This window comes from Massilia horti (assembly GCF_004614195.1).
GTDB lineage: Bacteria > Pseudomonadota > Gammaproteobacteria > Burkholderiales > Burkholderiaceae_D > Telluria > Telluria horti.
Genome location: NZ_SPUM01000132.1, coordinates 23,281 through 37,407 on the forward strand (window position 1 = coordinate 23,281; position 14,127 = coordinate 37,407).

The window sequence follows — 14,127 nt, forward strand, 5'->3', positions numbered from 1 at the left end:
GCAGGGATGAGTGTATTCGAACGACCCATCGTCATGCTCGACTTCGAGACCACTGGCCTGTCGCCCGTTGCTGGCGACCGCATCACCGAGGTTGCAGCGCTGCGTATCGTTGGCGGGCAGATAACGGAACGCTACGTCTCGCTGGTGAACTGCGCAGTGCGTATTCCGGCCTTCATCACCCAACTGACCGGCATCACGCAGGAGATGGTCGATGGCGCGCCGCCGGCCGCACGGGTGGTTCCGGAACTGATCGACTTCATCGGCAACGATGCGCTGTCCGCGCACAACGCCAGCTTCGACGAGAAATTCCTCAAGGCCGAGGGCGAGCGGCTCGGCCGCTCTTGCGGCCATGCGCACCTGGTCTGCTCGCTCAAGCTGTCGCGCCGCGTGTTCCCGGGACTTGCCAGCTACAAGCTGGGCCAGTTGTCCGGCCACCTGGGCATCCGCTTCGCCAGCCGGGCGCACCGCGCCGAAGCCGATGCCGAAGCAGCGGCCCAGGTCCTGCTGCATATTGGCCGCCACCTCGACACCACTTATGGATTGGGACAGGTTCAACCCGGCCTGCTGGCGGCATTGAACAAGGTGGCGGCTGCCAAGGTGCCGGCCTGGCTGGGTAAGTACGCGGCCGAACAGCGTGCCGCACAGCAGGCAGAGCCCGCGATATAAGCTCTGGCGCCCCTTCCGGGAGCGCCTGCTGCGACTGCGCCGGTTTTTTGGCGTTGATGTCAGCACGATTGTGCGCAGTCAAACGCCGGCCGAAGCGCACCATTAAACTTCTTGCAATTATTACAAGGTCGCTCGAGCAGACCGGCTCCGATTTTTCTGCGTTTTCAACGGCGGGTTCGCCGGAGGACACCATGAATCGCCAGAATGTTTCTCGCGAGGGCTATCAGACTTACATGTGGTTCCGGCAGGCGGCGGAGCGTGGCAATGCCTATGCGCAGTTCAACCTGGGGCTGATGTACAAAAAGGGAGAAGGCATCGAGCGCGACGATCTGTGCGCGGCGCGCTGGCTGCGCGAGGCGGCGCAGCAGGGGCTTGCGTTCGCCCAGAACCACCTGGGCGCCATGTACTACAACGGCCGCGGCGTGGACAAGAGCGATGTCGACGCCGCCCACTGGTTCCGCCGGGCAGCCGAGCAGGGCGACGCCTCGGCCCAGCAAAACCTGGGGCAGATGTACCGCAAGGGGCGCGGCGTGCAGCAGGACGACGAAATGGCCCTGGCATGGTTCTACCGAGCCGCCGAGCAGGGCGTGGCCAGCGCCCAGAATCTGCTGGGCGAATGCTACCTGTTCGGCCATGGCGCGGCAGTCAACTATCCGTTGGCGATGGCGTGGTTCCGCAAGTCTGCGGTCCAGGGCGAGGCCCAGGCCCAGCTCAACCTCGGTTTCATGTACAAGCGCGGGCTGGGGGTGGATGCCAACGACGCGCAAGCGGTTTGCTGGTACCGCCAGGCGGCGGCGCAAGGCGAGCGCGTTGCGCAGCGCCAACTCGGGATCGCCTATGCCGAAGGCCATGGCGTGCGCGCCGATCCTCTGCGCGCCTTCGCATGGCTGCAGCGCGCCGCCGATCAAGGCGACAAGGAAGCGCAATTCAACCTCGGGCTCATGCTGGCCAACGGCCACGGCGTCGAACAGGACGACGCCAGGGCGCTCAGCTGGTACCTGCGCGCGGCCGAGCAGGGGCACATATCGGCACAGTACAACCTGGGCAACATGTACGCCAACGGACGGGGCGCCGTGCGCGACGAACGGCGCGCGCTCGAGTGGTACCGGCGCGCGGCCGAGCAGGGCGCGGCCAACGCCCAGTTCAACGTCGGCGTCATCTATGCCAACGGACAGGGCGTGCCGAAAGACGAAGCCAAGGCCGCGCGCTGGTATCGGATGGCGGCGGAGCAGGGCGACGCCAGCGCCCAGAACAACCTCGGCGTCATGTACGCCAACGGCCAGGGGGTAGAACAGGACGACGTTCTGGCCGTGTACTGGTACGGCCAGGCAGCCGAGCAGGGCCATGCGCTGGCGCAGTACAACCTTGGCGGCATGTACAACAGCGGCCGCGGGGTCGAGCGCGACCCGGTACGTTCCTACATGTGGATGCTACTGGCTGCCGATGCCGGCGACGAGACGGCCAGCGCCAACAAGAGCATCGTCGCGCGCCGGCTTACGCCTTCCGAAATTGGCTGGGCGCTGGACATGACGCGCGAGTGGCAGGTCACGCATCGTCATTGCGCGTTTGAACGGCGCAGCCAATAGCCGTGTTCTGGAAACGGGCGGAACTTCGCCTTACCGGGGCGACACCCAGAACTGGCATGGGCGTAACGCAAACCGCAGAACCAGTCGTACCGCATGCCGAAGGCGTAGGGTGTGCACGAAGTGCGCACGCGGTCACCGTATACAGACTTGCGGCTGCCGCTTCTTAACGCTGCCTTTGACCGGAGTAGGCGTAGGGTGCGCACCCGTGCGCACGCGGTCATCGCATGCAGACTTGCGCCTGCCGCTTCTTGACGCTGCGCTTGCCCGATCGGCCGCACGTGGGCTCCCCCGCGCCGCGCAAACCAAACTGCAGAGCCGCCGATGACCACTTGCGTCATTGTTTCCGACTGGCACCCAGCTTTTACACTGCTTGGCTCCTGCTCGGCGCCTTGCCTTACTCCCGGCGTGGATTCGCGCTATGATGCAGCACGGCATCACGTCCGTCCCTTCAAACAGAAGAAAAGAGAATATCCATGCACCTGAGACACGCATCCCTTGCCACAGTGCTGCTTGCCGCCTTCGGCGCCGGCCCAATTCACGCCCAGACCTGCCCGCCGAACGGCCAGGCGCTCACCTATCCGGTGACCGCGAAAGTTGACCAAACAGACAACTACCACGGCACCGTGATTGCCGACCCCTACCGCTGGCTGGAAGACGCCAACAGCGACGCGACCAAGGCCTGGGTTGAGGCCGAAAACAAGGTCACCCAAGCATACCTGGGGCAGATTCCTGAGCGCGCGGCGATCCGCCAGCGCCTGACCCGCCTGTGGAACTACGAGCGCTACAGCGTGCCGTACAAGGAAGGCGGCCGCTACTTCTACAGCCGCAACGACGGGCTGCAGAACCAATCCGTCCTGTACACGATGACGTCGCTGGCCGACACCCCCCGCGTGCTGCTCGACCCGAACACCCTGGCAGCCGACGGCACCGTCGCCTTGTCCGGCGCCGAAGTCAGCCCGGACGGCAAACTGCTCGCCTACGGGACCGCCGCTTCGGGTTCGGACTGGAATGAATGGAAGGTACGCGACATCCAGACCGGCAAGGACCTGCCGGACCTGATCAAGTGGGTCAAGTTCTCCAAGACCGCCTGGACCAGCGACGGCAAGGGCTTCTTCTACAGCCGTTACGACGAACCGAAGGAAGCCACCAAGCTGGCTGACGTGAACTACTTCCAGAAGCTGTACTACCACAAGATCGGCACCGCCCAGGCCGAAGACAAGCTGGTGTACGACCGTCCGGACCAGAAGGAATGGGGCTTTGGCGCTACTACCACGGATGACGGCCGCTACCTGATCATCACCGCCACCAAAGGCACCGCCCACAAGTACCGCATCTTCTACAAAGACCTGGCGAAAGCCGACGCGCAGGTCGTGCCGCTGATCGACAACTTCGACGCGGCCTATGATTTCATCGACAATGTCGGCACCGTCTTCTACTTTACGACCGACCGTAACGCGCCGCGCAAGCGCATTGTCGCCATCGACATCAGCAAGCCGCAAGAAGCGAACTGGAAAGAAATCGTGCCGCAAGGCGAGGACACGCTGGTCGACGCGCGTTTGCTCAACGACCAGATCGTGGCCGAATACCTGAAGGACGCGCGCAGCGTAGTCAAGGTCTTCGACCGTGCCGGCAAGCCGGTACGCGAAATCGCGCTGCCGGGCATTGGCTCGGTCGCAGGCTTTAGCGGCAAGCGCGGCGACAACGAGACCTTCTTCTCCTTCACCGGCTTTACCACGCCGACCACGATCTATCGCCTTGACATGAAGAGCGGCAAGAGCAGCGTATTCCGCCAGCCGAAGGTCGAGTTCAATCCGGACGACTACGAAACCCGTCAGCAATTCTTCACCAGCCGTGACGGCACCAAAGTGCCGATGTTCATCGTCTCGAAGAAAGGCCTCAAGCTGGACGGCACCAACCCGACCTACCTGTACGGCTACGGCGGCTTCAACATCTCGCTGACCCCGAGCTTCTCGCCGGCCAACCTGGCCTGGATGGAAATGGGCGGCGTCTACGCGGTAGCCAACCTGCGCGGCGGCGGCGAATATGGCGAAGCCTGGCACGAAGCCGGCACCAAGCTGAAGAAACAGAACGTGTTCGACGATTTTCTGGGCGCGGCCGAATGGCTGATCGCCAACAAGGTGACCTCGCCGGCCAAGCTCGCGATCGGCGGCGGCAGCAACGGTGGCCTGTTGGTTGGTGCCGCGATGACCCAGCGTCCGGAACTGTTCGGCGCGGCGATTCCGCAGGTGGGCGTGATGGACATGCTGCGCTTCCACAAGTTCACGATCGGCTGGGCCTGGACATCGGACTACGGCTCGTCGGAAAACCCGGAAGAATTCAAGGCCCTGGTCAAATACTCGCCGCTGCACAACCTCAAGCCCGGCACCTGCTACCCGGCAACGATGATCACCACGGCGGACCACGACGACCGTGTGGTGCCTGCACACAGCTTCAAGTTCGCGGCCACAGCGCAGGCGGCACAGGGCGGCAGTGCACCGATCATCATCCGGATCGACACCAAGGCCGGCCACGGTGCCGGCAAGCCGACGGCCAAGCAGATCGACGAAGTCACCGACCGCTGGGGCTTCCTGCACAAGGCCCTCAATATGTAATCCTGCCGCTGGGGTCAGAGTCGATTTATTCGGCAAGTTCTTGAAGTTGCCGGGAAATTAGGGTCTGACCCTAGTTTAAAGCTGGGCGAGTGAAAAATAGGCAAGTGGGGTCAGAGTCGAATTGTTTTGCAACTGTCGGAAGTTGCTCAACAATTTGACTCTGACCCCATTTGTTTTGCGACAATCCCTAGAAATATGGGGTCAGCGTCGATTTATCCGGCAAGTTCCTGAAGTTGCCCAGAAATTAGGGTCTGACCCTCGTTTGAAGCTGGGTGAGCGGCAAATAGCCAATTGGGGTCAGAGCCAAATTGTTTTGCAACGATCGGAAGTTGCTCAATAATTCTACTCTGACCCCAATTGGCTTTCGGCATTACCTGTGCACGACCACCAACAAGGCTTTCGCCTCCGTCTTGCCGCCATTGCGCAGCACGTGGTCTTGATCTGCCGGGTAGCGCGCCGTGCCGCCAGCCTTTACCTTGCGTTTGCCAGAACCAACCTCGACCTCAAGCGCGCCGTGCAGCACTGTCAGGTGCTCATGCGTTCCGGGATCGTGCGCCTGCGACGCCAGTTCGCCACCCGGCGCCAACGTCAGCTCGTACCATTCGTATTTGCCGGCCAGTTCCATCGGGCCGAGGATGCGCAGCACGTAGCCGGCATGGTGGCCAGGCAAGGTTGGCGTTTCGTGGGCGTCGAGCACGCGGATCGCTTCGACCTCGCGCGTTTCCGTGGCCAGGAGTTCGCCGATCGGCACGCCCAGGGCATTGGCCAGGCGCCAGGTGATGGCAATTGTCGGGTTCGCCTTTTCGCGCTCGATTTGCGACAGCATCGATTTGGAGACGCCTGCAATGCGTGACAGGTCCTCGAGCGTGAGCCCGCGCGCCAGCCGCAGCCGCTGCAGGGTGGCGCCGACTTCAGGGGGGGCGTTGTTGACGGGAGGTTTCATCGGCTTTTTTGCCAGGTTGTGTTGGACTCAACTTCACACCTTGCCAAGTTCAACAGGCAGGCGTAATATTCATTATATTGAATTTGCGTTCGACATAGCGGATTGGTGCGATTGCCGCCGAAACTGTTCAAGACGGTACAGCATAGGGCAACGGCCGGTCAAGCCGGCATCGACAAACGAGGGAATGGAAATGAGCGATCAAGCGTTTTACACCGGCCTGCAGCAGAACTTGAGTACGCTGCGCGAACAGGGCCTGTTCAAGCCCGAGCGCGTGCTGGCTTCGCGCCAGGGCGCCGAGGTGGTGGCCGATGATGGCCGCACCTTGATCAACATGTGCGCGAATAACTACCTTGGCCTGTCGGGCGACCCCGAAACCCAGAAGGCTGCCGCCGCCGCGCTGGAAAAGTACGGCTATGGCCTGTCGTCGGTGCGCTTCATCTGCGGCACGCAAACCGTGCACAAGGAACTCGAGCGTGCTCTGTCGGATTTCCTCGGCACCGAAGACACGATCCTCTACGCAGCCGCCTTCGATGCCAATGGCGGCGTGTTCGAGCCGCTGTTCGACGAAAACGACGCGATCATTTCCGACGCCCTGAACCACGCCTCGATCATCGACGGCATCCGGCTGTGCAAGGCTGCGCGCTACCGCTACGCGAACAACGACATGGCCGACCTCGAGAAGCAGCTGCTGGCGGCCACGGACGCTGGCAAGCGCCACAAGATCATCGTGACCGACGGCGTGTTCTCGATGGACGGCACGATCGCCCAGCTCGACAAGATCTGCGACCTGGCAGACAAGTACGGCGCCCTGACCATGATCGACGAGTCGCACGCCTCCGGCTTCATGGGCAAGACCGGCCGCGGCACGCACGAGCACTGCGGCGTGATGGGCCGCATCGACATCATCACCGGCACCTTGGGCAAGGCGCTCGGCGGCGCGATGGGCGGATTCACGTCGGGCCGCAAGGAAGTGATCGAGACCCTGCGCCAGAAGTCACGCCCCTACCTGTTCTCCAACTCGCTGGCGCCGATGATCGCCGGCGCCTCGCTCTCGGTCCTCGATCGCATCTCGAAGTCGACCGAACTGCGCGACCGCCTGCATGAGAACACCGCCTACTTCCGCAAAGAGATTGAGCGCATCGGCTTCACCATCAAGTCGGGCACGCACCCTGTGGTGCCAGTGATGCTGTTCGATGCGCCGGTCGCGCAGAAATTCGCCGCGCGCATGTTCGAACTGGGCGTCCTGCTGTCCGGGTTCTTTTACCCGGTGGTGCCCATGGGGCAGGCTCGCGTTCGCGTCCAGCTGTCGGCGGCGCACACCCGCGAACAGCTCGACAAGGTCCTGGCCGCATTCGAGCAGGCCGGCCGCGAACTGGGCATCATCAAGTAAAAAACTGAAGTCAAAACGGAACACACAATGGAACGGATTCTCATCATCGGCGCGAATGGCCAGATCGGCAGCGAACTGGTCACGGCCTTGGCCGAAAAGCACGGCGCGGACAACGTCATCGCCTCCGACATCAGCGATAACAACGTATTCGGTGCCGCGCGCTACGTGCAGCTCAATGTGCTGGACAAGGAAAGTGTCGCGCAACTGGTCGCGGACGAAGGCATCACTCAGGTCTACCAGCTGGCCGCACTGCTGTCGGCAACCGGCGAACAGGCTCCCCTGAAGGCCTGGACCCTGAACATGGACGGGCTGCTCAACATCCTCGAGATCGCGCGCGAGCGTGGCGAGGCTGGCAAGCCGCTGAGCGTGTTCTGGCCGTCGTCGATCGCCGCCTTCGGTCCCAACACCCCGGCCGAGCACACCCCGCAGTACACGGTGATGGATCCAACCACCATCTACGGAATCAGCAAGCTCGCCGGCGAGCGGCTGTGCGAGTACTACCATACGAAATACGGCGTGGACGTGCGCAGCATCCGCTACCCCGGCATCATCAGCTTCAAGTCGCCCCCGGGCGGCGGCACCACCGACTATGCGATCGCGATCTTCCACGCAGCGCTGCGCGGCGAAACCTACGAGTGCTTCCTCGGCCCGGAAACCACGCTGCCGATGATTTACATGCCCGACGCCATTCGCGCTACCATTGAACTGATGGAAGCGCCAGCCGACAAGGTGGCGATTCGTTCGTCCTACAATGTCGCGGGTGTCTCGTTCAATCCGCGCGAGCTGGCCGCCGCCATCACCCGCAAGGTAGACGGCTTCACGATCGCCTACAAGCCGGACAGCCGCCAGGCCATCGCCGACACCTGGCCCAAGAGCCTGGACGACAGCCGCGCCAGCGCAGACTGGGGCTGGAAGGCGCATATCGGCATCGACGACATGGTCACCGACATGCTGGCCAATGTCGACGTGCGAGTCAGCGAAGCGGCGTAATAGCAGGGAACGAGGCGCGGCTAAGGCGCGCGCTTAAAAAAATAACGGAGACAATTCATGGACATGAGCGTATTCGATCTCTTCAAGATCGGCATTGGGCCGTCCAGTTCGCACACAGTGGGTCCGATGGTGGCGGCCCGCCGCTTCCTGGTCGAATGCGGTGCGCTGGACGACGCGGTCGGGATCGAAGCCCACCTTTACGGTTCGCTCGCGCTGACCGGCGTTGGCCATGCGACGGACAAGGCGGTGATCCTCGGCCTGATGGGCGAGACGCCGCAAGGCGTCGACCCTGACTCGGTCGAGGACAAGCTGGACGCGGCACAGCTCGATGGCGAGATCCATCTGCTGGGCGTTAAAGCAGTGCCGTTCAGCGCAAAGACGAATCTCTTCTGGCACAAGACGATTGCGCTGCCCGGGCACCCCAACGGCATGCGCTTTGTGCTGAAGTTTGCCGACGGCCGGATGGTCGAACGTACCTTCTACTCGATCGGCGGAGGATTCATCACCGCCGAAGGCGAGAGCGGCGCGCAGGCCGACGCGCAGCCCTCCACGCCGGTCCCATATCCGTTCGATACGATGCGCGAGCTGCTCGAGCACGGTCGCAGGCACGGCCTGTCGATCCCGTACATGTTGCGTGCAAACGAGTGCGCACGTATGAGCGATGCGGAACTCGACGCGGGCTTGGACAAAATCTGGCGCGTGATGCGCGAATGTATTGCGCACGGCCTGGTGACCGAAGGCCAGCTTCCCGGTGGCCTGAATGTACGCCGCCGAGCCGCGCGCCTGTGGAAGCAGGAGCAGGACGCGCTGCTGGCGGGCTCGCGCCGCAACGAACTGCCGCACGACGCGCTGAACCAGGTGAGCCTGTATGCGATGGCGGTCAACGAAGAAAACGCTGCGGGCGGCCGGGTGGTGACCGCGCCGACCAACGGCGCCGCGGGCATCATCCCCGCAGTCCTGCGCTACTATGCCGAGGACTGCCGGCCCAGCGATCCGGTGCGCGGCGTGCGTGACTTTCTGCTTACGTCGGCGGCCATCGGCATGCTGTGCAAGCGTAACGCCTCGATCTCGGGTGCCGAAATCGGTTGCCAGGGCGAGGTCGGTGTGGCGTGCGCGATGGCGGCGGCCGGCCTGGTGGCAGCACTGGGCGGCACCAATGAGCAGATCGAAAACGCGGCCGAAATCGGCATCGAGCACCATTTGGGCATGACTTGCGATCCGATCGGCGGCCTGGTGCAGATACCGTGCATCGAGCGTAACGGGATGGGTGCGATCAAGGCGATCACCGCCGCGTCGCTCGCGTTGAAGGGCGATGGCACGCACTTCGTCAGCCTGGATAACGTGATCGAGACGATGCGCCAGACCGGGGCGGACATGCAGGCGAAGTACAAGGAGACTTCGCTGGGCGGGCTGGCGATTCACGTCGTCACCGTGAACCACGCCGCCTGCTGACCACAGGCGTTTGAGACCATCGTAGGGTGCGCACCTGTGCGCACGCGGTTCGCAAAGGTCGCGTATCGTAGCGGGAGCCGCAAGTCAGCGTGCGGTGACCGCGTGCGCACTGGTGCGCACCCTACGACCGGGTCGCATCTGCCCCGGGACGAAGCCCCGTCCGAGTACAAGATCCGGCACCCGGACTATAATAAAGCTTCAACGCCAGCCAACCCGGATCTTTCTACAGTATGCAATACGTGTCTACCCGCGCGACGAGCGCGTCCGCATCACGCAATCCCCAGCAATTTTCCGACATCCTTCTTGGCGGCCTTGCGCCTGACGGCGGCCTGTACCTGCCCCAGGAGTATCCGCAGGTGACGGGCGCGGAGCTCGATGCCTGGCGCCGGTTGTCGTACGCCGAGCTGGCCTATGAAATCCTGCGCAAGTTCGCGACCGATATCCCGGACGCCGACCTGAAGGCGCTCACCGCAAAGACCTACACTGAGCAAGTGTATTGCAACGCGCGCGGCGACGAGTCCGCGGCCGAGATCACGCCTTTGCGCACCCTGGAACAGTCCGCGGGCAAAACCCTCATCCTCCAGGCGCTGTCGAACGGCCCCACGCTGGCGTTCAAGGACATGGCGATGCAGCTGCTCGGGAACCTGTTCGAATACGCGCTCGCCAAAAACAACGATGAACTGAACATCTTCGGCGCCACCTCTGGCGACACCGGCAGCGCCGCCGAGTATGCGATGCGCGGCAAGCGCGGCATCCGCGTGTTCATGCTCTCGCCGCACAAGAAGATGAGCGCATTCCAGACCGCGCAGATGTTCAGCCTGCAGGACCCGAACATCTTCAACATCGCGGTCGAAGGCGTATTCGACGACTGCCAGGACATGGTCAAGGCGGTGTCGAACGACTTGTCGTTCAAAGCGCGCCACAAGATCGGCACCGTCAATTCGATTAACTGGGCACGGGTCGTGGCGCAGGTGGTGTACTACTTCCGCGGCTACCTCAAGGCCACCACCAGTAACGATCAGAAGGTCTCGTTCACCGTCCCGTCGGGGAATTTCGGTAACATCTGCGCCGGCCACATTTCGCGCATGATGGGTCTGCCGATCGACAAACTGGTCGTCGCCACCAACGAGAACGACGTGCTCGACGAATTCTTCCGCACCGGCGTGTACCGCGTGCGCAAATCGGCCGAAACCTTTCATACCAGCAGCCCGTCGATGGATATCTCGAAGGCTTCGAACTTCGAGCGCTTCGTCTACGATCTGGTCGGCCGCGACGCGGATCGCGTGCATGCGCTGTTCCGTAAGGTCGAAACCCACGGCGGCTTCGACCTGTCCGGCGCGCCCGGCAGCGACGGTGACGAGTTCAGGCTGGTGGGCCAGTACGGTTTCCAGTCCGGGAAATCGACCCACGTAGACCGCCTCGACACCATCCGCATGGTGGCGGACGACTACGGCATCGTGATCGACACCCATACCGCCGACGGCATCAAGGTGGCGCGCGAGCACATGGCCGAAGGCGTGCCGATGATCGTGCTGGAGACCGCGCTGGCAGCCAAGTTCAATGAGACCATCCTGGAGGCGATCGGCACCGACGCCGAACGCCCGGCCGGCTTCGGGAGCATCGAAGAACTGCCGCAGAAGTTCGTCGTGATGCCGGCGGACGTCGCAAGGATGAAGGCCTACATCGCCGAACATACCGGGCTGTAAAAAACCATGAACACGCAAACCGGGAAACCCGCACCCAAGCCGATGCTGTCAGTGCGCGAAGCGCTCGACTTTCTGCTTGCTGCGGCGCGTCCTGTCGCGCAGACCGAGATCGTGGCCACCTTGGAGGCCAACGGCCGCGTGCTGGCCGAGGACCAGGCGTCGACCATCAACGTGCCCTCGGCCGACAACACGCAAATGGATGGCTACGCGGTGCGCGCGGACGATTGCGCAAGCGGGCACGCGACGCTCCGGGTGTCGCAGCGCATCCCGGCTGGCACCGTGGGCCAGCCGCTCGAACCCGGTACTGCGGCGCGCATCTTTACGGGGGCGTTGATCCCGCAAGGGGCGGACGCGGTGGTGATGCAGGAGCAGTGCGAGGCGGTGGGCGACAGCGTGACGATCCGCCACACGCCCAAGGCTGGCGACTGGATCCGCCGCACAGGCGAAGACATTGTGGCGGACTCGGTGATTCTGCCGGCCGGCACCCGGCTGCGCAGCCAGGAGCTAGGCCTTGCCGCCTCGGTCGGCCTCGCGCGACTGCCCGTGCGGCGCCGTGTGCGCGTGGCGGTGTTTTTCACCGGTGACGAATTGACAATGCCCGGCGAGGCGCCGGGCGGCAAACTGGCGGCTGGCGCCATCTACAATTCGAATCGTTTCACCTTACGCGGCCTGCTCGAAAACTTCGGCTGCGAGATCACGGATTTCGGCATCGTTCCCGACTCCTTCGAAGCGACACGCGAAACGCTGCGTAACGCGGCGCGCGGACATGACCTGATCATCACTTCCGGCGGCGTGTCCGTTGGCGAGGAAGACCACGTCAAGCCCGCGGTGGAAGCGGAAGGGCGGCTGAACATGTGGCAGATCGCGGTCAAGCCTGGCAAGCCGCTGGCGTTCGGCGAAATCCGGCACGACAATGGCGCGGCGTTTTTCCTCGGTCTCCCCGGTAATCCTGTGTCGAGCTTCATCACGTTCCTGCTGTTCGTGCGTCCGTTTTTGCTGCGATTGCAGGGTGTGAGCGGTTCCGTCGAACCGCGTTCCTACCCGATGCGTGCCGACTTCAACTGGCCCAAGGCCGATCGCCGCAACGAGTTCCTGCGGGCGCGGATCAACGCCGCAGGTGGACTCGACCTGTTCCCCAACCAGGGCTCGGGCGTGCTCACCTCCACTGTCTGGGCCGACGGCCTGATCGACAACCCGCCAGGCAATCCGATCGCGCCCGGCGATGTCGTCCGCTTCATCCCGTTCGCCGAACTCCAGTATTAGGAATCTGATGAATATCGACCTTCGATTTTTTGCCAGTGTGCGCGAAGCGCTTGGCGTTTCCCAGGAAAAGATCGACCTGCCTGTGGGCGTGACCACGGTGGGCGCGGTGCGCGACTTCCTGATCGGACGAGGCGGCGCCTGGGCCGAGGCGCTGTCGTACGATCGCGCGCTGCGCACGGCGTTTAACCACCAGATGTGCGATCCGGAGACCCCGATCAAGGAGGGCGGAGAGGTCGCGTTTTTCCCGCCGGTGACTGGCGGCTAAATGGGCTGGTAGGCAGGGCTGCCGGAGATGGCGGCTGCGCCGCCGCCCCCAGCTCCAGCCGAGGCTTACATGGCTTGCTCCGCCAGCGCCAGCAGCCTGGCGCAGCTGGCATTGCGTTCGCCATAGTCCTTCCAGGCGGTCGCACGCGCGATCTCCTGCCACTTCTTCAGGGCGTCGGGATTCAGGTCGACCACGCGCGCCCCGGTCTTCTGGTAGACCGAAGCCACTGCCGCATCGTCCTGCTGCGCAGCTTTGCGGGCGAAAGTCTCGAGCTCAGCGCCAACGGCCATGATCGCCGCCTGCTGGTCCTTGGTCAGCCGGTCGTAAATGGCCTTGGACATGAGCAGCGGCTCAAACATGAACCAGTAGGCGCCGGCTCGCCCGGTAGTCAGCGAGCGCGATACCTCGTCCAGGCGGAACGAGATCAACGACGTGGAAGAGGTGAGAGCCGCATCCATCGCACCGGTCTGCATGCCGCCGTGGATCTCGTTGGACGGCAGGTTCACCACTTCGGCGCCGGCTTCCTTGAGCATCAGATCCATCTCGCGCGAGCCGCCGCGCACCTTCAGGCCGCGAACGTCTTCCGGTTCGATGATCGGTTTGCCGCGCGAGGCGACGCCGCCGGCCTGCCAGATCCAGCTCACGATCACGATCCCCTTGTCGGCCAGGATGCGCGCCAGCTCCTTGCCCACTTCCTTGTTCTTCCACGCGTAACCCTGTTCGTATGACGTGACCAGGCCCGGCATCAGGCCAATGTTTACCTCGGGGATGTCACCGCCCGCATACGACAGCGGCACCAGCGACATGTCGAGCGCGCCCTTGCTCATTGCCGCGAACTGGGAATTGGTCGTCATCAGCGACGAGCCGGGGTAGATCGAAAACTTCAGGCTGCCGCGGGTACGCTTTTCGACGTCGGCCGCAAACATGCGGCACAGGCGGTCGCGAAAATCGCCCTCGGCGACGCTGCCGCTTGGGAACTGGTGGGAAATCTTAAGGCTGGTGGACTGCGCCCAGGCGGTTTGCAGCCAAAGCGGGCTGGACGCGAGCGCGCCCAGAAGGGTCCTGCGGGTGAACACCGACATTTACATCCTCCAAGACGTGATACGGATTGCTGGTTTTATTACTTCGTGCATCAGTCGGTCTGCGCCGCTGTATGCACTGTTCCGTTTCCTTTCATGTAAAAAATAAGCTCGGCAAAGACGCGTCGAGCATATTTTTGCTTTCATCAAAGACAAAAGCGTGAACAATTTAGCA

The 14,127-nt window shown here is 63.1% G+C and carries 11 protein-coding genes; 9 read left to right on the forward strand and 2 right to left on the reverse strand.

Annotated features, from left to right (window positions below; translation table 11 throughout):
* Window positions 1-6 precede the first annotated feature (6 nt).
* The 3 genes from E4O92_RS19845 to E4O92_RS19855 all read left to right on the forward strand — a co-directional run bounded on the left by E4O92_RS19845 (window position 7) and on the right by E4O92_RS19855 (window position 4,864).
* Window positions 7-666: a 3'-5' exonuclease gene (locus E4O92_RS19845; RefSeq protein WP_135191392.1), complete on the forward strand. Its 660-nt coding sequence runs from the start codon at window positions 7-9 to the stop codon at window positions 664-666.
* Window positions 667-857: 191 nt separating this feature from the next.
* Entirely contained in the window at window positions 858-2,252 is a 1,395-nt protein-coding gene (locus E4O92_RS25400) for an SEL1-like repeat protein (protein ID WP_135191393.1), read from the forward strand.
* Between the two features lie 473 nt (window positions 2,253-2,725).
* On the forward strand, window positions 2,726-4,864 hold the full coding sequence (locus E4O92_RS19855; RefSeq protein WP_135191394.1) for a prolyl oligopeptidase family serine peptidase: 2,139 nt from the start codon (window positions 2,726-2,728) through the stop codon (window positions 4,862-4,864).
* Between the two features lie 370 nt (window positions 4,865-5,234).
* On the opposite strand, the gene E4O92_RS19860 is transcribed toward E4O92_RS19855, so the two are convergent.
* Window positions 5,235-5,807, reverse strand: coding sequence for a helix-turn-helix domain-containing protein (locus E4O92_RS19860; protein WP_135191395.1), 573 nt, complete (start codon window positions 5,805-5,807; stop codon window positions 5,235-5,237).
* A 190-nt stretch (window positions 5,808-5,997) separates the two neighbouring features.
* On the opposite strand from E4O92_RS19860, the gene E4O92_RS19865 reads away from it, so the two are divergent.
* From E4O92_RS19865 to moaD, 6 genes are all read left to right on the forward strand, one after another.
* Window positions 5,998-7,197, forward strand: coding sequence for a glycine C-acetyltransferase (locus E4O92_RS19865; RefSeq protein WP_135191396.1), 1,200 nt, complete (start codon window positions 5,998-6,000; stop codon window positions 7,195-7,197).
* Window positions 7,198-7,224: 27 nt separating this feature from the next.
* Window positions 7,225-8,187, forward strand: coding sequence for an NAD-dependent epimerase/dehydratase family protein (locus E4O92_RS19870; RefSeq protein ID WP_135191397.1), 963 nt, complete (start codon window positions 7,225-7,227; stop codon window positions 8,185-8,187).
* 57 nt (window positions 8,188-8,244) lie between these two features.
* Window positions 8,245-9,639 (forward strand): L-serine ammonia-lyase, encoded by a 1,395-nt coding sequence (locus E4O92_RS19875; RefSeq protein ID WP_135191398.1) that lies wholly within the window; start codon window positions 8,245-8,247, stop codon window positions 9,637-9,639.
* Between the two features lie 230 nt (window positions 9,640-9,869).
* Window positions 9,870-11,345, forward strand: coding sequence for a threonine synthase (gene thrC, locus E4O92_RS19880; protein WP_135191399.1), 1,476 nt, complete (start codon window positions 9,870-9,872; stop codon window positions 11,343-11,345).
* Between the two features lie 6 nt (window positions 11,346-11,351).
* Window positions 11,352-12,608 carry a molybdopterin molybdotransferase MoeA gene (locus E4O92_RS19885; protein ID WP_229483580.1) on the forward strand — a complete coding sequence of 419 codons (1,257 nt, stop codon included), beginning with the start codon at window positions 11,352-11,354 and terminating at the stop codon, window positions 12,606-12,608.
* A gap of 7 nt (window positions 12,609-12,615) precedes the next feature.
* Entirely contained in the window at window positions 12,616-12,873 is a 258-nt protein-coding gene (moaD, locus tag E4O92_RS19890) for a molybdopterin converting factor subunit 1 (RefSeq protein WP_135191400.1), read from the forward strand.
* 65 nt (window positions 12,874-12,938) lie between these two features.
* On the opposite strand, the gene dctP is transcribed toward moaD, so the two are convergent.
* Entirely contained in the window at window positions 12,939-13,955 is a 1,017-nt protein-coding gene (dctP, locus tag E4O92_RS19895) for a TRAP transporter substrate-binding protein DctP (RefSeq protein ID WP_135191401.1), read from the reverse strand.
* Window positions 13,956-14,127: the final 172 nt, after the last annotated feature.